The organism is Pseudomonas sp. XWY-1, assembly GCF_002953115.1.
Classification (GTDB): Bacteria; Pseudomonadota; Gammaproteobacteria; order Pseudomonadales; family Pseudomonadaceae; genus Aquipseudomonas; species Aquipseudomonas alloputida.
Window position 1 is genome coordinate 4,497,103 of the sequence record NZ_CP026332.1, and the last position, 21,626, is coordinate 4,518,728.

General features: G+C 61.9%; 19 protein-coding genes. 11 read left to right on the top strand and 8 right to left on the bottom strand.

Features of this window, described 5'->3' with window-relative positions:
- Window positions 1-44: 44 nt before the first annotated feature.
- Window positions 45-2,192 (top strand): mechanosensitive ion channel family protein, encoded by a 2,148-nt coding sequence (locus PRJ_RS20945; RefSeq protein WP_049587301.1) that lies wholly within the window; start codon window positions 45-47, stop codon window positions 2,190-2,192.
- A 31-nt stretch (window positions 2,193-2,223) separates the two neighbouring features.
- Here the strand turns inward: PRJ_RS20945 and PRJ_RS20950 are convergent, their stop codons facing one another.
- Window positions 2,224-2,937 (bottom strand): UTRA domain-containing protein, encoded by a 714-nt coding sequence (locus PRJ_RS20950; protein WP_003252562.1) that lies wholly within the window; start codon window positions 2,935-2,937, stop codon window positions 2,224-2,226.
- A 327-nt stretch (window positions 2,938-3,264) separates the two neighbouring features.
- Between PRJ_RS20950 and PRJ_RS20955 the strand changes: the two genes are divergently transcribed.
- The 6 genes from PRJ_RS20955 (at window position 3,265) to PRJ_RS20980 (ending at window position 8,544) form a co-directional block, all read left to right on the top strand.
- Complete coding sequence (locus tag PRJ_RS20955) at window positions 3,265-4,329, top strand: ABC transporter substrate-binding protein (RefSeq protein ID WP_104962385.1); 1,065 nt, start codon at window positions 3,265-3,267, stop codon at window positions 4,327-4,329.
- 129 nt (window positions 4,330-4,458) lie between these two features.
- Window positions 4,459-5,265, top strand: a complete 807-nt coding sequence (locus PRJ_RS20960; RefSeq protein ID WP_020191060.1) for an alkaline phosphatase family protein — start codon at window positions 4,459-4,461, stop codon at window positions 5,263-5,265.
- Window positions 5,262-6,101, top strand: coding sequence for an ABC transporter permease subunit (locus PRJ_RS20965; RefSeq protein WP_010952772.1), 840 nt, complete (start codon window positions 5,262-5,264; stop codon window positions 6,099-6,101). The genes PRJ_RS20960 and PRJ_RS20965 overlap by 4 nt, the downstream gene beginning before the upstream one ends.
- Window positions 6,091-6,885, top strand: a complete 795-nt coding sequence (locus tag PRJ_RS20970) for an ABC transporter permease (protein WP_003252553.1) — start codon at window positions 6,091-6,093, stop codon at window positions 6,883-6,885. Before PRJ_RS20965 ends, PRJ_RS20970 begins: the two co-directional genes overlap by 11 nt.
- A 1-nt stretch (window position 6,886) precedes the next feature.
- The gene (locus tag PRJ_RS20975; RefSeq protein WP_010952771.1) at window positions 6,887-7,876 is read left to right on the top strand and encodes an ABC transporter ATP-binding protein; all 990 of its coding nucleotides are present in this window, start codon (window positions 6,887-6,889) and stop codon (window positions 7,874-7,876) included.
- A 14-nt stretch (window positions 7,877-7,890) separates the two neighbouring features.
- Window positions 7,891-8,544, top strand: coding sequence for an HAD family phosphatase (locus tag PRJ_RS20980; protein WP_064491333.1), 654 nt, complete (start codon window positions 7,891-7,893; stop codon window positions 8,542-8,544).
- Between the two features lie 119 nt (window positions 8,545-8,663).
- Here PRJ_RS20980 and PRJ_RS20985 read toward each other — a convergent pair whose 3' ends face one another.
- Window positions 8,664-9,626 (bottom strand): NAD(P)H-quinone oxidoreductase, encoded by a 963-nt coding sequence (locus tag PRJ_RS20985; protein ID WP_014592061.1) that lies wholly within the window; start codon window positions 9,624-9,626, stop codon window positions 8,664-8,666.
- 139 nt (window positions 9,627-9,765) lie between these two features.
- Between PRJ_RS20985 and PRJ_RS20990 the strand changes: the two genes are divergently transcribed.
- Together PRJ_RS20990 and PRJ_RS20995 are read left to right on the top strand one after the other, a co-directional pair.
- Window positions 9,766-11,847 (top strand): carboxy terminal-processing peptidase, encoded by a 2,082-nt coding sequence (locus PRJ_RS20990; protein WP_162497229.1) that lies wholly within the window; start codon window positions 9,766-9,768, stop codon window positions 11,845-11,847.
- 117 nt (window positions 11,848-11,964) lie between these two features.
- Window positions 11,965-13,002 carry an EAL domain-containing protein gene (locus PRJ_RS20995; RefSeq protein ID WP_104962386.1) on the top strand — a complete coding sequence of 346 codons (1,038 nt, stop codon included), beginning with the start codon at window positions 11,965-11,967 and terminating at the stop codon, window positions 13,000-13,002.
- A 378-nt stretch (window positions 13,003-13,380) separates the two neighbouring features.
- Here the strand turns inward: PRJ_RS20995 and PRJ_RS21010 are convergent, their stop codons facing one another.
- The 5 genes from PRJ_RS21010 to pcaQ all read right to left on the bottom strand — a co-directional run bounded on the left by PRJ_RS21010 (window position 13,381) and on the right by pcaQ (window position 16,863).
- Complete coding sequence (locus PRJ_RS21010; RefSeq protein WP_003252539.1) at window positions 13,381-13,749, bottom strand: hypothetical protein; 369 nt, start codon at window positions 13,747-13,749, stop codon at window positions 13,381-13,383.
- Entirely contained in the window at window positions 13,746-14,084 is a 339-nt protein-coding gene (locus PRJ_RS21015; RefSeq protein ID WP_104962387.1) for a multiprotein-bridging factor 1 family protein, read from the bottom strand. The genes PRJ_RS21010 and PRJ_RS21015 overlap by 4 nt, the downstream gene beginning before the upstream one ends.
- Window positions 14,085-14,198: 114 nt before the next feature.
- Window positions 14,199-14,636, bottom strand: coding sequence for a YkvA family protein (locus PRJ_RS21020; protein ID WP_010952766.1), 438 nt, complete (start codon window positions 14,634-14,636; stop codon window positions 14,199-14,201).
- 288 nt (window positions 14,637-14,924) lie between these two features.
- Window positions 14,925-15,677, bottom strand: coding sequence for an FKBP-type peptidyl-prolyl cis-trans isomerase (locus tag PRJ_RS21025; RefSeq protein WP_003252534.1), 753 nt, complete (start codon window positions 15,675-15,677; stop codon window positions 14,925-14,927).
- A gap of 253 nt (window positions 15,678-15,930) precedes the next feature.
- A complete protein-coding gene (gene pcaQ / locus PRJ_RS21030; RefSeq protein ID WP_010952764.1) occupies window positions 15,931-16,863 on the bottom strand; it encodes a pca operon transcription factor PcaQ in 933 nt (310 codons plus the stop codon).
- 154 nt (window positions 16,864-17,017) lie between these two features.
- Between pcaQ and PRJ_RS21035 the strand changes: the two genes are divergently transcribed.
- Window positions 17,018-18,346, top strand: a complete 1,329-nt coding sequence (locus tag PRJ_RS21035; RefSeq protein WP_256597867.1) for a hypothetical protein — start codon at window positions 17,018-17,020, stop codon at window positions 18,344-18,346.
- 606 nt (window positions 18,347-18,952) lie between these two features.
- On the opposite strand, the gene PRJ_RS21045 is transcribed toward PRJ_RS21035, so the two are convergent.
- Window positions 18,953-19,882 carry an AraC family transcriptional regulator gene (locus tag PRJ_RS21045; RefSeq protein WP_104962389.1) on the bottom strand — a complete coding sequence of 310 codons (930 nt, stop codon included), beginning with the start codon at window positions 19,880-19,882 and terminating at the stop codon, window positions 18,953-18,955.
- Between the two features lie 294 nt (window positions 19,883-20,176).
- Between PRJ_RS21045 and PRJ_RS21050 the strand changes: the two genes are divergently transcribed.
- On the top strand, window positions 20,177-21,517 hold the full coding sequence (locus PRJ_RS21050) for an MFS transporter (RefSeq protein WP_104962390.1): 1,341 nt from the start codon (window positions 20,177-20,179) through the stop codon (window positions 21,515-21,517).
- Window positions 21,518-21,626: the final 109 nt, after the last annotated feature.

A 21,626-nucleotide genomic window follows, 5' to 3' on the forward strand; every position in this document is an offset into this window, starting at 1 on the left:
ACCTCTACACTCGGTCAATCGTTTGACCTGAGGTAGATTTGCCAGTGCCTGCCCTCCTGCGTTACCTGTTCCTGTTGCTCTTGCTTTTCATTGCCCCGGTACAAGCGGCGGGCTTGCCTGGCCTGCTGGGCGGCAGTGCGCCCGCGCAACCAGAGGCCACCGAGCCGCTGGGCAAGTCGCTGGACGAGGTGATCAAGAACCTCGAAAACGACCAGCAACGGGCCAAGCTGCTGGCCGACCTGAAAAAACTGCGCGACGCCACCCGGCAATCGCAACCCAGCGTTGAACAGGGCGTACTCGGCCTGATCGGCGGTGCCCTGCATGACTTTGAAAAACAGTTCAGCGGCGATGCCAGCCCATTCCACCGCTGGGCCGCGGAAATCGAACAGGCCCAGGCCGAACTGGCGGAACTGGTGGTGCCCGTGCACCAGTGGCCGGCGATCCTGTTCGGTTTTGCTGCAGTGATTGCCGTGTGGAGCGTGCTGGCCTATGCCTTCAACTGGGTCGGCCATCGGGTCCGCCTGCGCTTTGGCCTGAGCGAGGAACTGCCACAGCACCCGCGGACCTGGGACCTGGTGCGCTTTGCCTTGCGCAAGCTCGGCCCCTGGTTGGTAGCACTGGTGTTCACGGTGTACCTGAGTTTCGTGCTGCCGCCATCACTGGGCAAATCCCTGGCAATGGTGCTGGCCTATGCGCTGGTGGTCGGCACCTGCTTTTCGGCCATTTGCGTCATCGCCTTTTCCTTGCTGGACGGCCCACACCGCCACCGCGCCCTGCACATCCTGCGGCGCCAGGCGTTTCGCCCGTTGTGGCTGATCGGCAGCTTCGCCGCGTTTGGCGAGGCGATGAGCGATCCACGCATGCTGGTTGCCCTCGGTACCCACCTGGCCCACACCCTGGCTACCTTGGCCAATGTGATTGCGGCACTGTGTACCGGGCTGTTCATCCTGCGCTTCCGCCGGCCGATCGCCCACCTGATCCGCAACCAGCCACTGTCGCGGCGCCTGACCCGACGTACCCTCAGCGATACCATCGAGATCCTCGGCAGCTTCTGGTTCATTCCGGCGCTGATCCTGGTGGCCATTTCGCTGTTCGCCACCTTCGTCTCCGCCGGCGACACCAGCACCGCCCTGCGCCAGTCGCTGATGTGCACCGTGCTGGTGGTGGTGTGCATGGTGCTCAACGGCCTGGTGCGCCGCCATGCCGCCAACCCCAAGCGGGCCAGCAAGCGCCAGGCGGTGTACACCGAGCGCCTGCGCAACTTCGGCTACCTGCTGGTGCACCTGTTCATCTGGCTGGTGTTCATCGAGTTGGGCCTGCGCGTGTGGGGCGTGTCGATGATCAGCTTCGCCGAGGGCGACGGCCATGACATCAGCCTGCGCCTGCTGGGCCTGGCCGGCACGCTGATCGTGGCCTGGCTGGTGTGGATCCTTGCAGACACCGCCGTACACCATGCCCTGGTGCGCTCGCGCCGGGGGCTGGCCAACGCCCGTGCGCAAACCATGATGCCGTTGATTCGCAACGTGATGTTCGTGGTCATCTTCATCATCGCGGTCATCGTCGCCCTGGCCAACATGGGCATGAACGTCACCCCACTGCTGGCCGGTGCCGGTGTGATCGGCCTGGCCATCGGTTTTGGCGCGCAGTCGCTGGTAGCCGACCTGATCACCGGCCTGTTCATCATCATCGAAGATTCACTGGCCATCGACGATTACGTGGATGTCGGCGGCCACCTGGGCACGGTGGAAGGGTTGACCATTCGTACCGTGCGCCTGCGCGACATCGACGGCATTGTGCATACCATCCCGTTCAGCGAGATCAAGAGCATCAAGAACTACTCGCGGGAGTTCGGCTACGCGATCTTCCGCGTGGCAATCCCGCACAGCATGAACATCGACCAGGCGATCTCGCTGGTTCGCGAAGTGGGGCAGAAGCTGCGCAACGACCCGCTGATGCGCCGCAATATCTGGTCGCCGCTCGAGCTACAGGGGGTGGAGAGCTTCGAGTCAGGGTCGGCGATCTTGCGGGCGCGGTTCAAGACCGCGCCGATCAAGCAGTGGGAGGTGTCGCGGGCGTTCAACCTGGCCTTGAAGCGGCAGCTGGATGAAGCCGGGCTGGACCTGGCGACGCCGCGGTTGTCGGTGCAGGTGGTGACAGCCGGTGGGGGTGGAATGACCGAGGCCGGCTCGTAGGAGCGGGTTTACCCGCGAAGAAGGCAACACATCATCCAGCCTGGGCACGAATGCGGATCGCATCATGCCGCCAATACTCGAGGTCACAGTCGATCAAGTGCCCATGCTGGTCGCTGTTGACCCGGGTAATGTGCAACCCCGGGCTGCCCGCCGACACTTTCAAAGCGCTTGCCGCCTCCACCGGCAACGCTGTCGGCAGGATCTCGAAGCACACCTGCCCGTACTCGATGCCATACACCCGCCCATAAATCTCGGTCAGTGACTGCGCCAGGTCGTGTTCGAGAATGCCTGGAAAGTACCGGGGGTTGAGGTAATGCTCGGCATACAGCACCGCCCGCCCGTCAATCCGCCGTAACCGGCAGACGCGCACCACACTGGACAACGCCGGCAGCTGCAAGCGTGCACAGATGGCCGCCGAAGCCGGCTGCAGCCTCGCCGACAGCAGTTCGGTACTGGCCACCCGCCCCTGATCGCGCACCATGGCATGGAAATGGCTGCGCTCGATCAGGTCGTAGGTCAAGCGCTGCGGCGCAACGAACCAGCCTCGCCGCTCTTCTCGGTAGATCAAGCCTTGGGCCTCCAGCTGCACCAACGCCTCACGCAGGGTAATGCGCGTGGTGTCGAACACCTCGCTGAGCCGCCGCTCGGCCGGCAGCTTGCCGCCCGGCGCCAGCAGGCCATGCTCGATCTGCTCCTGCAGGGCATGGCAGATGGCTGTTACCGCACGCGGGGGCGTCGACTGCATCGAAAGGTTACCTATCTGGACTAGTCCAGCCCCATCACAGGGCAGGTTGAGAATAGTGCAAGCCTAGGCAGGGCTGATGAACATCCTGTGACAAAGCTTGGGCCAGGCACTGCCAGAAACGCGCCAAGCCAGCAGAACCGGGGCGATTACCTGGTCTACGCTGTAGCTTCAGGGCCCTTGCCGGCCCCCTCCCTACATCAAACTGTCACGCAAGCGGCCTACTTTGGCTCAAGGTTTGCTGACCTAGACCAAAGGTGCCAGTCAAAGGCTTGCAACGGCTTTACCCAGAACAACGATCGCAAAGGCACCCACCCAAAGGAGCTTCGGATGAAAAAGTTCTTCATGGCGTCACTGCTTGGTTCGGCCATCGCGTTGTGCACCACGGCCATGGCCGCCGGCACTGACCTCAAGGCCCTGGAAGACGCCGCCCGCAAGGAAGGCACTGTCAACAGCGTGGGCATGCCCGACGCCTGGGCAAACTGGAAAGGCACCTGGGAAGACCTGGCCAGCAAGTACGGCCTCAAGCACAGCGACACCGACATGAGCTCAGCCCAGGAACTGGCCAAGTTCGAAGCCGAGAAGGACAACGCCAGCGCCGACATCGGTGACGTGGGTGCCGCCTTCGGCCCGATCGCGGTGACCAAGGGCGTCAGCCAGCCTTACAAGCCAAGCACCTGGGACCAGGTGCCGGAATGGGCCAAGGACAAGGACGGCCACTGGGCGCTGGCCTATACCGGCACCATCGCTTTCATCATCAACAAAGACCTGGTCAAGGAAGGCGACCGCCCGAAAACCTGGCATGACCTGGAAAAAGGCAAGTACAAGGTCGCCATCGGTGACGTCGGCACCGCCGCCCAGGCCGCCAACGGTGTGCTGGCTGCGGCCATCGCCTACAAGGGTGACGAAACCAACGTGGCGCCGGGCCTGCAGCTGTTCACCAAGCTGGCGCAGCAGAAGCGCCTGTCACTGGCCAACCCGACCATCCAGACCCTGGAAAAAGGCGAAGTGGAAGTTGGCGTGGTGTGGGACTTCAACGGCCTGAGCTACCGTGAACAGATCGACCCCAAGCGTTTTGAAGTGCTGATCCCCTCGGACGGCTCGGTGATTTCCGGCTATACCACGGTCATCAACAAGTACGCCAAGCACCCCAACGCGGCCAAGCTGACCCGTGAATACATCTTCAGCGACGCCGGGCAGATCAACCTGGCCAAGGGCCATGCGCGGCCGATCCGGGCCGAGCACCTGAAGCTGCCGGCGGATGTGCAGGCCAAGCTGCTGCCCAACGACCAGTACGCTGCCGCCCAGCCGATCAAGAATGCCGAAGCCTGGGAAGCCACCTCGAAGAAACTGCCGCAGATGTGGCAGGAGCAGGTGATCATCGAGATGGAGTAAGGGGCTGGGCTTTGTAGTGCCTGATCCGGCCCTTTCGCGGGTAAACCCGCTCCTACACAGGGATACGCGATACATGTAGGAGCGGGTTTACCCGCGAAGATGCCAACGCGGTTCATGACTGGAGAAAACATGCAACACAACGTCATCCTGGTCCTGCTCGACGGCCTCAACTATCAGGTCGCTCACCATGCGATGGGCCACCTGCACGCCTACGTCGAGGCCGACCGAGCCGCGCTGTACCGCGTGGAATGCGAGCTGCCCTCGCTGTCGCGGCCGCTGTACGAATGCATCCTCACCGGCGTGCCACCGATCGACAGCGGCATCGTGCACAACAACATCAACCGCCTGTCCAACCAACGCAGCGTGTTTCACTACGCCCGCGAGGCCAACCTGGGCACCGCGGCGGCGGCCTATCACTGGATGAGCGAGCTGTACAACCGCTCGCCCTTCGATCCGCAGCGCGACCGCCATACCCACGCGCCGAAACTGCCGATCCAGCACGGGCTGTTCTACTGGGACGACCGTTACCCCGATTCGCACCTTCTGGCCGATGGCGAGTACCTGCGCCGCCGCCACGCGCCCAACTTCCTGCTGGTGCACCCGATGAGCGTGGACGACGTGGGTCACCGCCACGGCCTGGACAGCAGCCAGTATCGCAACGCTGCGCGCAGCGTCGACATCCTGCTGGCCGACTACCTGCCCGGCTGGCTCGAAGAGGGCTACCAGGTGTTGGTCACCGCCGACCACGGCATGAACAACGACCGCTCGCACAACGGCCTGCTGGCGGAAGAACGTGAAGTGCCGCTGTTCGTCTTCGGCGACGCCTTCAGCCTGGACCCGGCCGCCCAACCGCTGCAGACCGAACTGTGCGGCACCATCTGCGAGCTGCTGGGTGCCGCGCACGACAAGACGGTTTGCCGGGAGCTGCTGAAGTGAATGGCGGCATACGTGGCCGCTACCTGGCCCTGCTCTGCCTGCTGCCGTTCGCCGTGTTCTTCGTCATTTTCCAGGTCGCCCCGCTGGCCTGGGTGGCGATCAACAGCCTGCAATCGGAGGCCGGCTGGGGCATCGACAACTTCAGCAAGGTGTTCGCCTCCAAGTTCTACCGGCAGGCGTTGCAACGCAGCCTGGAAATCAGCTTCTGGTCGAGCGTGTTCGGCATCGTCATCGCTACCCTCGGCGCCTATTCACTGCGCCAGGTGGACTCGAAGCTGCGCGACTTCGTCAGCGCCTTCGCCAACATGACCAGCAACTTTGCCGGCGTACCGCTGGCCTTTGCCTTCATCATCCTGCTTGGCTTCAACGGCGCACTGACCCTGCTGCTGAAGCAGGTCGGCCTGCTGGAAGACTTCAGTATCTATTCCAAAAGCGGCTTGATCCTGGTGTACACCTACTTCCAGATCCCGCTGGGCGTCTTGCTGCTGTACCCCGCCTTCGACGCCCTGCGCGAAGACTGGCGCGAGTCAGCCGCGCTGCTGGGCGCCAACCACTGGCAGTTCTGGCGACACATCGGCCTGCCGGTGCTGGCCCCGGCACTGCTGGGCACCTTCGTCATCCTGCTGGCAAACGCCCTGGGCGCCTACGCCACCGTGTACGCACTGACCACCGGCAACTTCAACGTACTGCCGATCCGCATCGCTGGCCTGGTGGCGGGCGATATCAGCCTCGATCCGAACCTGGCCAGCGCCCTGGCGATGGTGCTGGTGGGGCTGATGACGCTGGTCACGGTGGTGCATCAATGGCTGCTGAAAAGGAGCTACCATGCGCGCTGACATCCGCTCCGGCGGCTGGTACCACCGCCTCGTGGTCTACCTGCTGTTCCTGATCCTGCTGCTGCCCCTGGCCGGCACCCTCCTCTACTCGCTGGCCACCAGCTGGTCGGCGAGCCTGCTGCCCAGTGGCCTGACCCTGAAGTGGTATGCGGCGCTGTGGAGCGAGCCACGTTTCCTCGCCGCGTTCGGCCAGTCGCTGCTGGTGTGCGTAGGCGCACTGCTGCTGTCGGTGGTGCTGATCTTGCCACTGCTGTTCGTGGTGCATTACCACTTCCCGCGGCTCGACGCGCTGATGAACATCCTCATCCTGCTGCCATTCGCGGTCCCGCCGGTGGTGTCGTCGGTGGGGCTGCTGCAGCTGTATGGCAGCGGGCCGATGGCCATGGTCGGCACACCGTGGATCCTGATCGGCTGCTACTTCACCATCGCCTTGCCGTTCATGTACCGGGCCATCACCAACAACCTGCAGGCCATCAACCTGCGCGACCTGATGGACGCCGCGCAACTGCTCGGCGCCAGCACCTGGCAGGCCGCACTGCTGGTGGTGCTGCCGAACCTGCGCCAGGGCCTGATGGTGGCAGTGCTGCTGTCGTTCTCGTTCCTGTTCGGCGAATTCGTGTTTGCCAACCTGCTGGTCGGCACCCGCTACGAGACCCTGCAGGTGTACCTGAACAACATGCGCAACAGCAGCGGCCACTTCAACAGCGCGCTGGTCATCTCCTACTTCGCCTTCGTGCTGGTACTGACCTGGGTCGCCAACCGCCTGAACAAGGACAAGACCTGACATGAGCTTCGTCAGCGTACAGAAACTGCAGAAAAGCTACGCCGGCAGCCCGGTGTTCGAGCGCATCGACTGCCACATCGAACGCGGCGAATTCGTCACCCTGCTCGGCCCGTCCGGCTGCGGCAAGTCCACCCTGCTGCGCTGCATTGCCGGGCTGACCTCGGTGGACAGCGGGCAGATACTGCTCGACGGCCACGACATCGTGCCGCTAAGCCCGCAAAAGCGTGGCATCGGCATGGTGTTCCAGAGCTACGCGCTGTTCCCTAACATGACCGTGGAGCAGAATGTCGCCTTCGGCCTGCGCATGCAGAAGGTCAAGGCCGACGAAAGCCAGCTGCGGGTACGCGAGGTGCTGGAGCTGGTGGAGCTGGGCAAGTTCGCCGGGCGCTACCCGCACCAGCTTTCCGGCGGCCAGTGCCAGCGCGTGGCCCTGGCACGCTCACTGGTCACCCGCCCGCGCCTGCTGCTGCTCGACGAACCGTTGTCGGCGCTGGATGCGCGTATCCGCAAGCACCTGCGCGAGCAGATCCGCGCCATCCAGCGCGAACTGGGGCTGACCACCATCTTCGTCACTCACGATCAGGAGGAAGCGCTGACCATGTCCGACCGCATCTTCCTGATGAACCAGGGGCGCATTGTTCAGAGTGGCGATGCCGAAACCCTCTATACCGCCCCCGTGGACCTGTTTGCCGCCGGTTTCATCGGCAACTACAACCTGCTCGACGCCGACAGCGCCAGCCGCCTGCTGCAGCGCCCGGTGGCCAGCCGCCTGGCGATCCGCCCGGAGTCGATCACCCTTGGCGAGCACGGCGAGCTGGACGCCGAGGTGCGCAGCCACAGCCTGCTGGGCAACGTGATCCGCTACCGGGTGCGGGTGCGCGAAGTGGAGCTGGTGGTCGATGTGCTCAACCGCTCGCCGGCCGACTTGCATGCGGACGGAAAACGGGTAAGCGTGTCGATCGACCCCACTGCGCTGCGGGAAGTGGCTTAAGGAGACTCAACACAATGGCACTGGCAATTTTCGATCTGGACGAAACCCTGATCCACGGCGACTGCGCATCACTGTGGAGCGAGCAGATGGCCCGGCTGGGCTGGGTCGACGGCAAGGATTTCCTGCGCCGCGACCATGAACTGATGGAAGCCTATGGCAGGGGCCACCTGCAGATGGAGGACTACATGGCCTTCAGCCTGGAGCCGATTGCCGGGCGCACCCTGGAAGAAGTCGAGCACCTGGTGACACCGTGGGTCGAAGAAGTGATCGAACCGATCATCTACGGTGACGCCTGCCGCTGCATTGCCGAGCACCGCAAGCGTGGAGATCGCATTTTGATCATTTCCGCTTCGGGTACGCACCTGGTTGGGCCGATTGCCGCGAGACTGGGCGTGGATGAGTACCTGGCCATCGAGCTGGAGGCAGTGAACGGGGTGTACACCGGCAAGACCCACGGGGTGCTGACCTATCGTGAGGGCAAGATCACGCGGTTGCTGGAATGGCTGGATCAGGAGCAGGAAAACCTGGAGGGCGCGAGTTTCTATTCCGATTCGAGGAATGACTTGCCGTTGTTGTTGAGAGTGGATCACCCGCATGTGGTGAACCCGGACGCGGTGTTGCGCGAGCATGCCGAGATCAATGGGTGGCCGATTCTGAGCTGGAGCTGAAGGTTTTTATGGGCTGTGCCGGCCCCTTCGCGGGTAAACCCGCTCCTACATCGCACAGTGTTCAAATTATGGCGATCCCGATGTAGGAGCGGGTTTACCCGCGAAGGGGCCAGGCCTGCTTACACCAGGCTAGGGTCGATCACCATCACCAGCTTGCCCGACACCTGGTTGGTCTCCAGCTCGGCATACGCCGCCTGGGCAAACTCCACCGGGTAGGTATCGACCAGCTGCGGCGACAACCGCCCCTCGGCGAACAGCGGCCATACTTGCTGCTGCAGTTCGCGCAGCAACTCGGCCTTGAAGCCGTCATCACGGTTGCGCAGGGTGGAACCGGTAATTTCCAGACGCTTGCCCAGCACCTGGGCCAGGTCCAGCTCGAACTTGCGTCCGCCCATCAGGCCGATGATCACCCAGCGCCCGTCACGGGCCAACAGCTTGAGGTTCAGCTCACCGTAGCTGGCGCCCACCGGGTCGAGAATCACATCGAACGGGCCGAAACCTTCCAGCTCGTCCAGGTTCTCGTTACGTACCACACCCCCCGCAGCGCCCAGCGCCTGGCAGTAGGCCAGGCGGTCCTGAGAACCGACGCTGACCCATACCGGGCTGCCGAACGCCTTGCACAGCTGGATGGCGGCCGAGCCAACGCCACTGGCGCCGGCGTGCACCAGCACCTTCTCGCCAGCCTTCACTGCCCCGAGCTGGAAGATGTTCAGCCAGGCGGTGGCATACACCTCCGGCAACGCTGCCGCCTCATGCAGGCCAAGGCCTTCGGGTACCGGCAATACGTGACGGGCATCGACCACCACTTCCTCGGCCATGGCGCCGCTGGCCAGCAGGGCGCAAACGCGGTCACCCACGCGCCAGGCGGCACCAGCCCCCACCTCTTCAACCACCCCGGAACACTCCAGCCCCATGTATGGGCTGGCACCTGGTGGTGGCGGGTACAAACCTTTCATCTGCAGCAGATCGGCGCGGTTCAGCCCCGCAGCGGCCACGCGAATGCGCACTTGGCCCGCGTCACAGGTCGGGCGTTCGGCCTCGACCCACTCCACATGTCCGTCAACGCCTTGCAATGCCTTCACAGTGCCTCCATAGTTGAATCATGACTGGGCCTGAGGTCGCTTACCTCAGGCCTTTTGCAGTATCTGCCCGGCTCCATGGAACCGGCAACGGAAAAGACGGCCTACTATGCGTGATCAATTGCCTCCACGTCGAATCAGCATGAAGCATTTCCTTCCAAGCACCGCACTGGCTGTGATGATCGGCCTGGGCAGCCTCACGCTCGGCGGCAATGCGGCGGCCGCCAACAAGTGGGACAGCCTGCAGCCCGACCGCGACGAGATCGTCGCCAGCCTCAACGTGGTGGAATTGCTCAAGCGCCACCACTACAGCAAGCCGCCCCTGGACGATGCCCGTTCGGTCATTATCTACGACAGCTACATCAAGCTGCTGGACCCGGCGCGCAGCTACTTTACCGCTGCCGACATTGCCGAATTCGATAAATGGAAAACGCAATTCGACGATTTCCTTAAGAGCGGCAACCTGGACCCGGGCTTCACCATCTACAAGCGCTACCTCGACCGCGTCAAGCAACGCCTGGACTTCGCCCTGGCCGAGCTGAACAAGGGTGTGGACAAGATTGACTTCACCACCAGGGAAACCTTGCTGATCGACCGCAAGGACGCGCCGTGGATGAAGAACCAGGCCGAGCTCGACGACTTGTGGCGCAAACGCGTCAAAGACGAAGTGCTGCGCCAGAAGATCGCCGGCAAGGAACCCAAGCAGATCCAGGAAACCCTGATCAAGCGCTACAAGAACCAGCTCACGCGCCTGGACCAGACCCGTGCCGAGGACATCTTCCAGGCCTACATCAACACCTTCGCCCAGTCCTACGACCCACACACCAACTACCTGTCGCCGGACAACGCCGAAAACTTCGACATCAACATGAGCCTGTCGCTCGAAGGCATTGGTGCAGTGCTGCAAAGCGACAACGACCAGGTCAAGATCGTGCGCCTGGTGCCAGCAGGCCCGGCAGCCAAGACCAAGCAGGTGGCCCCGGCTGACAAGATCATCGGCGTAGCCCAGGGCAACAAGGAAATGGTCGACGTGGTGGGCTGGCGCCTGGACGAAGTGGTCAAGCTGATCCGTGGCCCGAAAGGCTCGGTGGTACGCCTGGAAATCATCCCGGCCAGCAATGCGCCTAGCGACCAGACCAGCAAGATTGTGTCGATCACCCGTGAAGCGGTGAAGCTTGAAGAGCAGGCGGCGAAGAAGTCGGTGCTCAAGCTCAAGCAGGACGGGCGTGACTACAAGCTGGGCATCATCGAGATCCCAGCCTTCTACCTGGACTTCAAGGCCTACCGCGCTGGCGACCCCGAGTACAAGAGCACCACGCGTGACGTGAAGAAGTTGCTCACCGAACTGCAGAAAGAGAAAGTCGACGGCGTGGTCATCGACCTGCGCAACAACGGCGGCGGCTCGCTGCAGGAAGCCACCGAGCTGACCAGCCTATTCATCGAGAAAGGCCCGACCGTGCTGGTGCGCAACAGCGACGGCCGCGTCGACGTGCTGGAAGACGAAAACCCGGGGGCCTTCTACAAGGGCCCGCTGGCACTGCTGGTCAACCGCCTGTCGGCCTCGGCATCGGAGATCTTCGCCGGTGCCATGCAGGACTACCACCGCGCGCTGATCATCGGTGGCCAGACCTTCGGCAAAGGCACCGTGCAGACCATCCAGCCGCTCAACCATGGCGAGCTGAAGCTGACCCTGGCCAAGTTCTACCGGGTTTCCGGGCAGAGTACGCAACATCAGGGGGTGCTGCCGGACATCGACTACCCATCGATCATCGACACCAAGGAAATCGGCGAGAGCGCCCTGCCAGAGGCCATGCCGTGGGACACCATCCGCCCGGTGGTCAAGCCTGCGGCCGATCCGTTCAGGCCGTTCCTGGCCCAGCTCAAGGCGCAACATGAGGCGCGCAGCGACAAGGATGCCGAGTTCACCTACATCCGCGACCGCCTGGCCCTGACCCAGAAGCTGATGAACGAGAAAACCGTCAGCCTCAACGAGCAGGAACGCCGCGCACGCCACGACAGCATCGAGAGCAAGCAACTGGCGCTGGAAAACACCCGCCGCAAGGCCAAGGGTGAAGAACCGCTGAAAGAGCTGAAGAAAGAGGACGAAGACGCTCTGCCGGTCGAGGATGAAAATACCAAGCCGGAAGACGACGCTTACCTCGCGGAAACCGGTCGCATCCTGATCGACTACCTCAGTGCCAGCACCAAGGTGGCCAAAAAGTAAGGCACCTCAGCAGTGATGGCAGAATAATGTGACCTGTCATCAAACAGTCATCGTGCTGTCGTGAAATATGAGGGCCGGGCATGCAGATGCCCGGCCCTTACTTTTCAGGAATCCATCATGACCGTCGCCGAACAGCTCAGTGCCTTGAGTGCCATCCTGGCTCAGCGCAGTATTCACAGTCTGTTCCAGCCAATCATGTGCCTGAGTGAACATAGGGTGTTCGGCCATGAGGCGCTGAGCCGTGGCCCGTCCAACAGCCCGCTGCATGCACCGCTCAACCTGTTTACCATCGCCCGCCAGGCCGGCCGCCTGACCGAGCTGGAGGCCGCTTGCCGAGAAAGCGCCTGCCGACGCTTCAGCGAGCAGCAACTGCAGGGCAAACTGTTTCTCAACATCTCACCTGAATCGCTGCTGGAGCCGCACTACCCCTCCGGCCTGACCCTGAAACTGCTCGAACAGGTTGGCCTGCCGCCCAGCCGGGTGGTGATCGAGTTGACCGAGCACACGCCCACCGACGACTTCCAGCTGCTGTCCAATGCCGTGCACCACTATCGCGACATGGGCTTCTCGATTGCCATCGACGACCTGGGCGCGGGCTATTCCAGCCTGCGCCTGTGGTCGGAGCTGCGCCCCGAGTACGTGAAGATCGACCGGCACTTCATTGATGGCATCCACCGTGACCCGCTCAAGCGCGAGTTTGTAGGCTCTATCTTGCAGATCGCCCGGGCATCGAAGGCACAGGTGATTGCCGAGGGCATCGAGCTGGCGGAAGAGCTGGCGGTGCTGGTGGAGATGGGCGTGGACCTGGTGCAGGGCTATTTGCTAGGGCGGCCACAGGAGATGGGGGTGCGCGACAGCGGGCTTTTACCAGCACTGACGCAGGTGCCACTGGCTGAACAACCGACAGTGCACTTGAATGCCACGATCGGGCAGCTGCTGGAGCTGTTTGGCCGATACCAGCACCTGGAGGCATTGGAAGTGGTGGATGCCGATGGCAGGGGGTGCGGGTTGATTCACAGGGATGCGCTGCCTGTGCCGGCCTATTCGCGGGTGAACCCGCTCCTACGGGGGCCTGTGCCCAACCACCGATCCGGCGTAGGAGCGGGTTTACCCGCGAATACAGTAGCGGCGACAACGGTGAACGGCGGGTGGTAAATGGCCAGCAGGCCCGGCCCTTTCGCGGGTAAACCCGCTCCTACACGGCGGCCTGTGCCCAACCACCGACCTGTGTCCACCCTCGATCAGGCGTGTAGGAGCGGGTTTACCCGCGAATACGGTAGCGGCGGCAACGGAGAACGACGGGTGGAAATTGGCCAGCAGGCCCGGCCCTTTCGCGGGTAAACCCGCTCCTACACGGCGGCCTGTGCCCAACCACAGACATGTGTCCACCCTCGATCAGGCGTGTAGGAGCGGGTTTACCCGCGAATACGGTAGCAGCGGCAACGGTGACCGACGGGTGGAAATTGGCCAGCAGGCCCTGCCCTCTCGCTCAGGGTCACCACCTGTAGCGAACAGGCTGGAACGGGCAACGCTTCAGGCCGTTTCGGGATAGCTGTACTCGAACACCCGAACCACCTCAGAGGCATGCCACGAGGCGGCCTCCATGCCATCGACCGGCCCGGTAAACCGCCCCAGGCGCTCGACGCACTCAAAGAAGCCAGTACGCGGCAAACGGCTGGCGCCTTGGCTGATCACCAGCGAACTGCGCAATGGCTGCTCGGCACGGGCATCCAGCACCGCCAGGTATTCCAGCGCGGCAGTCAGCGTCTGCATGGCCGGGCTGGGGAGCTGCAAGCGCTCGATCAGCGCTCGGTATGTCAGCAAGTGACGTTGACGACGGGCCAGGTCAAGCTCGCCCAGCAGGTTATCCCAGTGCTGACGGCTGATCCTGACCTGGCTCATGATGGCTCGCTCCAGCCAGCCACCCCCAGATGCCAGGCCAGGGCGCGGCGGATGGCAGCATCTGGCTGGCGTTCACCCGATTCGATCATGGCCAGATACGCCGGGCTCACCCCGACATTGCGCGCCAGTTGCTCCGGGGCAATGCCCTTGGCCTGGCGAATCTGGGCGACTTCGCTGAAGGCTGGCAGGGGCGCGCTGGCAGTAACGCCCTGCGCCTCACTGGAAACCGCCTCGGCTGGTGCCTGCCCTGCAGCGCTGAGCAACGCCTGGTATTGCTCCCAGGGAACGACAGCGTACTCGGGTTGACCGTCCCGGCTGATGACCTGAATACCCATTACAAACCCCTTTAAAAAGGATTACAGCATGTAATCCGTAGGCATAACCCTTATGCCAATTATATTACCAACTCCGAGGTCTGTGCAGTTGAGGTGAGATTCAGGCCGGTTTCATTACTTGTTGCGCTCCAGCCGCAGCGCTTCCGGGGTAGCCGGCAGGCGCTCGACCACGCGTAGCCGTTCGGGTGCCTGGCTATCGCGCCAGGCCTTGAAGCGCGCCAACTCGTCGGCCACGGTTTTCAGCACCCAACCCAGCACCGCGATGTCATCGAGGAAACCCACCCCCAGCAACCAGTCCGGGATGGCATCTATGGGGCTGACGAAATACAGCAGGCCCGCCACGACAGTGACCAGTGCCTTGGGGCTGATGGCGCGGTACTCCCCCCTCCACCAGGCCAGGCACAGCGACTGCAGCAGCTTCACATCTTCACGCAGTTGGCCGAGGCGCGGGCCTTTGCGCGCCACCGCGAACAACAAGGCCGGCAAACGACCGCGGCTGAGCAGGCGCTCGGCCAATGGCAGGAAACGGGCGAAATTCCAGGGTGCGCTCATGGAGCCTCCGAGAGGAAAAGGTTATCCACATTTATTGTGGATAACCTTGTGAACAGGGCGACGTTTCCGACCCCAGGTGCCTGCCAGGCAAGGGGCCCGGTCAGATCGGGCGTTTTTTACACAGTCGTTTCACGCCATGACTACCTGCGCCGCAAACGATTTGCGTCAGAAACATCCTACTTCTTCACGCTGCATTTCCTCGGACAGTATCAGCTGTTGCAGGTTCGTCCAATCGGCACAAACGAAAACGCCCCATCAATGTGGGGCGTTTTCAACAACCAGCCAATGTTACTGGGCAGGTGCTTCTTCAGGGGCTTCGGCCTGCGGCTCGGCGCCTTGCAACTGGGCCGGGTCCTTGATGGCGATCAGTTCCAGGTCGAACACCAGTACCGAGTTGGCCGGGATCAGCGGGCTTGGGCTTTGTGCGCCATAGGCCAGTTCAGCCGGGATGAACAACTTGTACTTCTCGCCGACGTGCATCAGCTGCAAACCTTCGACCCAACCTGGGATCACACCGCTGACAGGCAGGTCGATCGGGCTGCCACGCTCGACGGAGCTGTCGAATACCTTGCCATCGATCAGCTTGCCTTCGTAGTGGACAGTGACCACGTCAGTCGGTTTGGGCTGCGGGCCGTCGGCCTTCTTGACCACTTCGTACTGCAGGCCCGAGGCCGTGGTGACCACGCCTGGCTTCTTGGCGTTTTCTTCCAGGAACTTCTTGCCGGCGGAGGCGGCTTCTTCGCTGGCCTTGGCCAGGCGCTCCTCGGCGCGTTTCTGCAACGCGGTGAAAGCTTCTACCAGCTCTTCGTCCTTGATGCGTTGTTCTTTCTTGCTAACGGCGTCTTCGATGCCGAGGGCGACTGCTTTCGAATCAAGGTCTTCCATGCCTTCCTGAGCCAGGCTCTTGCCCATGTTCAGGCCGATACCGTAGGAGGCTTTCTGCGCCGGAGTCTTCAGCTCGGGGCTGCTGGCTTGTTGATCGCAGCCAGCCAGTACCAGGCCTACCAGGGCAACCGCAGCCGCCAAACGATGCTGTTTCATGCTATTTCCTTGTTCATGCGCCATGAGGGCAATCAGGGTAAAGCCGCGAGCTTATCAGGCGGCCATGACCAATGGCTACCGGCATAGGAGCGGGTTTTCGTAAGGAAGTTCAGTCGTTAAAAGCTTCTTCATCGAAGCTTTACAGCCATTGGCCAGTATTGACCCTTTGTGCCTGGTTTGCCGATTTTTTGTGGCCTTTTATTTCTGCGGGTTCTGAGGAGGGAAACATCAGGCCAGGCAGCCCCCCGGAACCTCAGGGATACCGACCCTCTCGATATTCCCCTGCCACCTCCCGCAGCACCTCACCCACCCACTGCCCAGGCAAACTCAACGGCAAGGCGGCATTGCGGCAAATCCCCACCGACCCTCCCGGCTCACGCACACCCAGGTCAAGCTCGACCAGTTCGCCACGGCGCAGGTCGAGCAGCACGGCATCACGCGGCGCCACCCACAGGCCATCGCTGCCCAGCAGGTAGCGCCGGCTCAGGGCCAGCGACAGGGTTTCCAGGCGCTGGGCCGGCATCTGGATGCCGCATTGCACGAACAGGCTGTCGGCATGCTGGCGGATGGTGGTGCCGGCCGGTGGCAGCACCAGCGGGTAGCGCCCCACCTGCCCCCGCTCCACGGGCGTGCTGGCCAGCAGCGGGTGACCCGGGCGCACCACCAGGCTCATCGACTCGCTGTACAGGTGCTCGAACGACAGGCCCTGGATCTGTGGGCTGTCGGTCATGCGCCCGACCACCAGTTCCAGCTCCCCCAGGTGAAGTTGGCCAAGCAACTGCGCGCTGACCCCGGTGACCACGCTGATCACCAGCGCTTCATGGCGCTGGTGGAGGCGGCACAGTACCTCGGGCATGAGCAGGCCTTCGACCGTGGACAGCACGCCAATGCGCACCTGCGACGGCGCCCGCGCTTCACCGCGCAGGCTGCTGACGCCATCGCGCAGCGCCTGCACGCTGGGCCCGGCGTAACGCATGAAGCGGGTGCCGGCCGGGGTCAGCTCGACACCCTGGCGGCTGCGCTCGAACAGGCGCGCCTCGAGCAGGTCCTCAAGCTCCTTGAGGGTCTTGGAAATCGCCGGCTGGCTGATCGACAGGATATCGGCCGCCCTGGCCAGGCTGCCCTGCCGGGCAATCTCCAGGAAGCACAGCAAGTGGCGGTATTTGATGCGGGTGTCGAGGTTCATGGCAGCAAGCTTACCGCATCGCTACCTGCGGCGTATCCAGGTCTGCCGCCCCGTGCTCCCCGTTGCAGCCCAAACTCCAGGACCGGATCGTTATCCATCGACCACCAACGCCTATCATTTTTGCCAGTACCCGCAACCATCCGGATCGCATTAAATGAGATCGCAAAAACCACTTCCCCAAGTGACAGGTCATATCATGCATCCAAATATGGTTTTTTTTGCCCAGACTCAACACACCCCCCGTGATTACCAAGGCGAGAGTCAGGAACTCAAGGCGCCCATTGACGTAACCTATGCCGACAAAGGGCACCTTCACATCGGCGAGCCTACCGCGGATCCTAGAAACGCGGTTTCGCAAATCCTGGCAAGCAACTACTATCCCGAGCGAACGTACTTGAGAGGCGTCCACAACGGCACGAAACCTTTCATTGCGCGCACCTTGAAAGATGGCGAGCTGGATACGTCTTTCAACAAAACAGGTCTTGTCTATCTGACTGACCTGAGCACAGTTTTTGATTATCATAGTTTCTCTCATATGGCCGAGGATGCGGAGGGTCACATCCTGCTCACTATGATTGATCGAACCCAAGGCTTCACCCACCTGTGGAAGCTTAAGCCAAACGGAAAGCCAGATACTGATTTCGGCAGCAACAACGGCTACATCATCCTAAATAATTTTTTCAATTTTAAAGATATCACGCTCTACCGATTCACCACTTACAAGAACGACTATATCTTCTCAGGTTCCCTTGAAGACGCTCCAATCCTTTTCGTGCTCACCCATGAAGGTGTCCCACGCAAGAGCTTTGGTAAGCTAGGTATCCTCAAGATGCAAGATCTTATTCCGGACCTCCGATATGTCATTGGGGTGCCTAAGATGCTGGAGGTTGGTGAGAAGGTGCGCATCATCATCTCCACGCGCTATTTCACCGATTCGGGGAGCGTAGACGGAATCGCAGCACTGACATTGTCCGGAGAGCTTGACCAGCGCTTCGCTGACAACGGGGTCTATTGGTCAAAGCCTGGCATTATCTTTTATGGTTTCACGCTAAATAACGCCAGTCAGCGCATCACCGTCCACGGCCAGTTGTGGTCCGAAGGGACCAGTACTCCCATGATCTATCGGCTAGACTACACAGGAAAACCTGCTAAAGAATTCAACGAGGGTCGTGTCGTATTATTCCCCATTCAGGGTGGCTGGGACTATATGACAGAGGCCGATGGAAAACTGGTAGGTTATGGTTCATTTTTCAATCGCAGCATGGCGGTGCGTTACCGTCTGGACGGCCAACTCGATACTACATTCGTGCCGCCGAATGGTTACGGTGTTTTTACGGCAATCGGGTGGGATCCAGGATTTTATAGTTACAGCTTTTCCGCGACGGTAATGTCAGAAAGCCAACGTCTACTCGTAGCGGGGCGGGAAGAACAGACGGGCTCCACCCCTTGTGTCATTGCTGTCTCATTGAAGCAACAAAAATGAGACAAACTGGCACTTCACCAGAGACTGCATAAAAGTCTTGAGGCGAAGTTCAGGCAAGGCGAAAACAGCCGAGGAAGCGGACGGTACGGACTGTAAATCAACATTCCGAGGCTGTTTTCAACGCAGTATCAACGAGTATCAAGACTTAAGTGCTCGACAGGATATCGGACGCCCTGGCCAGGCTGCCCTGCATGTCCAGATCGTTGACGCACCTGTCACTTCTGCCAGTAGCCGATCCTGGCGAAGCATCGCTCAATAGGTGTTCAGCGATTATTGTGAGTGGAGCTCAATACCATGGTCCGAATCAAGAATGCCGAGGGTGGCCTGATCGGTTACGGTGGTTTCTATGCCTTCAACATGGCGGTGCGCTACCACTCAAGCAGCCAACTGGACACTCGCTTTGCCCCCCTTATGGCTACGGTCAGTTTGGAGCGTTTTCGGGGGAATTTGGTTTCGTCACCCACACCGACTCGATGGCAATCGATACCGACAACCAGCGCATGCTGGTGAGCGGGCAAGACGTACAGCAGGGCTACCGCCCCCCCTGCATGCTCGCCCTCTCTCTGAAACCGGACCAGTAGTACGCCACGGCAGAAGCGGGCAGGCTTAAAGCATTGCCGCCTGCGGCGTATCCGGGTCGCGTTGCTGGCGGCGGAACTGGCCAGGTGGCAGGCCGTGGATCTGGCGGAAACGTCGAGAGAAGTAGGCTTCGTCCGCAAAGCCACAAAGCCGCGCCACCTCGCCCACTGGGCGGCTGCCGTTGAGCAGGTAGTTGCGTGCGGCGTGCATGCGCCGCTCCAGCACCAGCTCGCTGAAGGTCTTGCCGATTTCCTTGCGCAGCCAGTGGGTCAGGTAGGTCGGCGACAGGTAAGTGGCGGCGGCGACTTTCTGCAGGTTCAGATCGGGGTCGTCGATATGCCGGCGCAGGTAGTCGCTCATGCGGCCCAGCGCGGCGCGGCGGCTGAGCTGGGCCGCGTTGCTGTCGGCCAGTTCGCGCAGCGGCTCGGCATACAGGCCACAGACCTGGCCGATCAGCTGCAGCAACAGGCCTTTGAGGATTTCGCGGGTGCCGAAACGGCGGTTGGCATCCAGCGCACGCATGCGCTCGAGGGTTTGCCGTACCTCGGCAAAGTCCGGGTCACTCAGGTGGAAGTCGAGATGCTCCTGAAAGCGGAACGGCGACAGCTCCGGCGCCTGCAGGATCGACACTTCCTCCAGGTCCATCGGGTCGCAGGCCAGGTGCGGCAGCAGGAACGTCTGGGAGAAATTGATCACCACGAAGTCGCTGTCCTCCGGATGCGGGATCACATGCACCCGGTGCGGCAGGATGAAGGCCAGGGTGTTGCGTCTGAATGGGCGTTGCACGCTGCCGATGTGTTGCACCGTGTCGCCGCCGAGATTGACCTGGATCTGGAAGTACTCATGACGATGCGGCGCGGTCTCGGCGGGACGCCCGCGCTGGTCGCGGATGTAGAAATCCATCAGCTCGCTGCGCTGCTGCATGACATAGGTCGGAACCTCGCGCTTGGGGGGCATGGGCAATCTCCGGGATACAGGCGCTTTAAGTTGTACGACGTCCAAACTCTGCATTTAACCCCTTATGCAAAAACCTGCGCAACCGCAAATCCACGCAGCCCTCTGAAAATGCGCTATTCAGCCAATTTTTCAGGCGAAACCCCGGCTGAGAAATTTCTTGGACAGCACAGCACTGCCCCGCCTCCAATGAAAAAAACGGTCTAAATACCCCGTTGCATTCACCTCGTTGTACGACCACCTTAGAAAAGGGACTGCAGCCCAACCTCTACCAACAACAACAAACGAGGTCGACTCATGTCGAGCACGCCTACCCCCCGCGCCGCGTCGTCGTACACGCTGGACGCGGCCCCCGCCCAGCGCCTGCCTACCCGCCGCCGCTGGTTCATGCTGTCGCTGCTGCTGGTGGCGACCATCATCAACTACGTCGACCGGGTGAACATTTCCATCGCAGCGCCGTTCATGGCCAAAGACCTGGGCCTGGACAAGGTCGAGATGGGCCTGATTTTCTCCGCTTTCGCCTGGACCTACGCGTTGGCCCTGGTACCGGCTGGCTTCATTGCCGACCGCTTCGGCTCACGCCTGACCTATGGCGTGTCGCTGATCAGCTGGTCGGCGGTCACCGTGGCCCAGGGCCTGGCCAGTGGCTTCGCCTCGCTGTTCGGCCTGCGCCTGGCGGTCGGCGCCATGGAGGCCCCGGCCTTCCCGGCCAACAGCCGTGCGGTTACGGTATGGTTCCCCGCTCGCGAGCGCGGCATGGCCAGCAGCATCTACGTATGTGGCCAGTACCTGGGCACCGCGCTGTTCACCGGCGCGCTCCTGTGGCTGGCGACCACCTATGACTGGCGCCACGTGTTCTACAGCACCGGTCTGGTCGGCATCCTGTTCGGTGCAGTGTGGCTGTTCCTGTATCGCGACCCGCTCAACTGCAAGAAGGTCAGCAAGGAAGAACTGGCCTATATCGAGCACGGCGGCGGCCTGGTGAAAAGCAGCCAGGAACGTACGCGCTTCGACTGGCGCCAGGTTGCCGAACTGTTCCGCTATCGCCAGATCTGGGCGATCTGCCTGGGCAAGTTCGCCAGCACTTCGGCGCTGTACTTCTTCCTCACCTGGTTCCCCACCTACCTGATCGAAGAGCGTCAGCTGACGTTGATCAAGGTCGGCATCTTCGCGGTCATGCCGTTCATTGGTGCCACGGTCGGCATCCTCCTGGCGGGCATCGTCTCTGACCTTCTAATCCGCAAGGGCTACTCGCTGTCGTTCGCCCGCAAGCTGCCACTGGTGGTGGGCTCGATGCTGGGCATGTCGATCGTGCTGGTGAACTTCACCGACTCCAATGTGCTGTGCATCGCCGTGCTGACCCTGGCGTTCTTCGCCCAGGGCATCGCCTCGTCGTCGTGGGCGGCGGTATCGGAAGTGGCACCCAAGGAACTGATCGGTCTGACCGGCGGCGTCACCAGCCTGGCCGCGAACATTGGAGGCATTGTCACCCCGATCGTGATCGGCGCGATCGTGCACGCCAGTGGCTCGTTCGCCATGGCGTTCTGGTTCATCGGTGGTGTGGCGTTGATGGGCACGCTGTCTTACTCGCTGCTGCTTGGGAAGCTGTATCGCATCGAGCTGAAGACTGCGGGCTGAGCCAAGGCGTGTATTGACGGTACCGGCCTCTTCGCGGCTAAAGCCGCTCCTACGGGGGGACGGTATTGCCCCTGGGTTTGACGCTATCCCTGTAGGAGCGGCTTTAGCC

Bases quoted from the DNA above. Each gene is read 5' to 3' on its own strand.
- PRJ_RS20950 (WP_003252562.1), bottom strand. From the start codon at position 2,937: ATGCAGTCGACGCCCCCGCGTGCGGTAACAGCCATCTGCCATGCCCTG.
- PRJ_RS20955 (WP_104962385.1), top strand. From the start codon at position 3,265: ATGAAAAAGTTCTTCATGGCGTCACTGCTTGGTTCGGCCATCGCGTTG.
- PRJ_RS20960 (WP_020191060.1), top strand. From the start codon at position 4,459: ATGCAACACAACGTCATCCTGGTCCTGCTCGACGGCCTCAACTATCAG.
- PRJ_RS20970 (WP_003252553.1), top strand. From the start codon at position 6,091: ATGCGCGCTGACATCCGCTCCGGCGGCTGGTACCACCGCCTCGTGGTC.
- PRJ_RS20975 (WP_010952771.1), top strand. From the start codon at position 6,887: ATGAGCTTCGTCAGCGTACAGAAACTGCAGAAAAGCTACGCCGGCAGC.
- PRJ_RS20980 (WP_064491333.1), top strand. From the start codon at position 7,891: ATGGCACTGGCAATTTTCGATCTGGACGAAACCCTGATCCACGGCGAC.
- PRJ_RS20990 (WP_162497229.1), top strand. From the start codon at position 9,766: ATGAAGCATTTCCTTCCAAGCACCGCACTGGCTGTGATGATCGGCCTG.
- PRJ_RS20995 (WP_104962386.1), top strand. From the start codon at position 11,965: ATGACCGTCGCCGAACAGCTCAGTGCCTTGAGTGCCATCCTGGCTCAG.
- PRJ_RS21010 (WP_003252539.1), bottom strand. From the start codon at position 13,749: ATGAGCCAGGTCAGGATCAGCCGTCAGCACTGGGATAACCTGCTGGGC.
- PRJ_RS21015 (WP_104962387.1), bottom strand. From the start codon at position 14,084: ATGGGTATTCAGGTCATCAGCCGGGACGGTCAACCCGAGTACGCTGTC.
- PRJ_RS21020 (WP_010952766.1), bottom strand. From the start codon at position 14,636: ATGAGCGCACCCTGGAATTTCGCCCGTTTCCTGCCATTGGCCGAGCGC.
- PRJ_RS21025 (WP_003252534.1), bottom strand. From the start codon at position 15,677: ATGAAACAGCATCGTTTGGCGGCTGCGGTTGCCCTGGTAGGCCTGGTA.
- pcaQ (WP_010952764.1), bottom strand. From the start codon at position 16,863: ATGAACCTCGACACCCGCATCAAATACCGCCACTTGCTGTGCTTCCTG.
- PRJ_RS21035 (WP_256597867.1), top strand. From the start codon at position 17,018: ATGAGATCGCAAAAACCACTTCCCCAAGTGACAGGTCATATCATGCAT.
- PRJ_RS21045 (WP_104962389.1), bottom strand. From the start codon at position 19,882: ATGCCCCCCAAGCGCGAGGTTCCGACCTATGTCATGCAGCAGCGCAGC.
- PRJ_RS21050 (WP_104962390.1), top strand. From the start codon at position 20,177: ATGTCGAGCACGCCTACCCCCCGCGCCGCGTCGTCGTACACGCTGGAC.